Source organism: Roseiarcus fermentans (assembly GCF_003315135.1).
Taxonomy (GTDB): domain Bacteria; phylum Pseudomonadota; class Alphaproteobacteria; order Rhizobiales; family Beijerinckiaceae; genus Roseiarcus; species Roseiarcus fermentans.
Window position 1 is genome coordinate 1 of record NZ_QNRK01000087.1, and the last position, 1,514, is coordinate 1,514.

Here is a 1,514-nt window from a genome sequence, read left to right on the forward strand (position 1 = left end):
GCCGTGCTCGACGCATTCGCCGCGCCGCCCGCTCCGCCCGAACCGCTCGACCCGGCGTCGCGATAGATCGGAATCGCCGGAGCAGGCAGGCCGCCCGCGCCGCCGTTCCCGCCGGTCGCCGTCGCGGAATTGGTCGTCGCGTGGCCGCTCGGGAAGCGACCGCCGGCGAGGGCGGTCGCCGGCCCTCCGGGACCGCCCGGCTGTCCATCGGGGTTGCCCGGAGACGGAACGCCATTCGCGCCGTTCGCGCCATTGGCGCCCGTCACGGTGACGACCTCCGCCCGAACCTCGGCCTGCGCCGCGACGAGTGCCAGCGACAGCGCGGCCGTCGCCGACAGACGCGCTGCGATGGAACGAGTGAGCGCCTTCGTCACGGAAGCCTCCTCATTGGAAATCGATTTTTTGAATCACCACGTTAAATAACTGCATACAATTGTTCTTTAGGCAAGCTGGGGTCGGCGAAGGCGACGTCGCTCGGCTCGGAAAGAAAAAGACGAGTCTCCTTGTCGAGGCTTCTGGACAGCGCCGAGACGCCGCATGGGAAAGCAAGACGATCGAGTCGACGATCCTTCGATTTCATGTGTCCCGCATAGCTCAGACCGGCGAGCCCGAGCAGCATCATCGCCCAGGTCGCCGGCTCGGGCACGGCGCCGTCCTGAACCGAGTAAGCGAAGCCGAACCCGTCGAGACTGAAGCCGCCCGTCGTGATCGCGTAAGACACGTCGACCCTGTGGTCCCCCGGTCCCGCGACGCCGAGGTCGAGCGCACGATGAGAAAAGAACGCTTCCGCCACGCTCAGCGACGTGAACGTTTCGACGACCGCGACGCGCCCGTCGACCGCGACTTTCAAGCTTATCCGATCGAAGCCCGTTCCCGCGGAGTCGTTGTCCAGAAGCGTCAGAGACAGCCGTTCCCGGGCGGCGGCGATGAAGCTGAACTCCGCCTCGTCGGCGAGGGTCCGTTCCAGGCCGAACCTCTCGCAGCACTGGCTGGAGCCCGAGATAGCGCCGCCGCCAATTGTCGGGCCGCCCGGCGTCAAGTTCGCGTCGGAGATCGCCTGGCCAGATGCGATCGGTGCGAGCGCCCAGGTCCCGGCGCCCACGGCTGTCTCGGTCTCGGCGCCGACCGCGCCGCGGCCTGCCGACGCCCCGGCCCGAGCGGCGGCGGTCACCGATCCCTCGGCGTTTGCCGCCGCGCTTTGCGCCGACGAGGCGCCCGAACCGATCGGAAGCAGCACTTGACCGCCGTCGCTACCGGCGGTTGCGGTCGCGGTCGACGACACCCGGCCCGCGCCGATCAAGGTCGCGTCGCTGCGGGCGCTCGCGTTCCCGCCCGCTCCGCCTGCCGTCTCCCCCCCGCCGCCCGCGCCGCCGGCGGCGACTGTGCTCACGGCGAGACTCGACGCCGAAGCGCCGCGCACGGTCAGGGTCGAGGAGGCCGCGCCGCCCGCGCCGCCGTTGTTCCCGGACGCCCCGCCGGCCCCTCCGATCGCCGTCTGCGTCAGCGTGAGCGAA

General features: G+C 70.3%; 1 protein-coding gene and 1 pseudogene. Both read right to left on the minus strand.

All coding sequences use genetic code 11. From position 1 onward, the window contains the following. Positions 1–374 (minus strand): annotated as a pseudogene (locus DFR50_RS32435) (hypothetical protein); the annotation flags it as partial. 41 nt (positions 375–415) lie between these two features. Next, positions 416–1,514, minus strand: a 1,099-nt coding sequence (locus DFR50_RS33410) for a PEP-CTERM sorting domain-containing protein (protein ID WP_113894230.1), incomplete at its 5' end; no start/stop codon positions are given.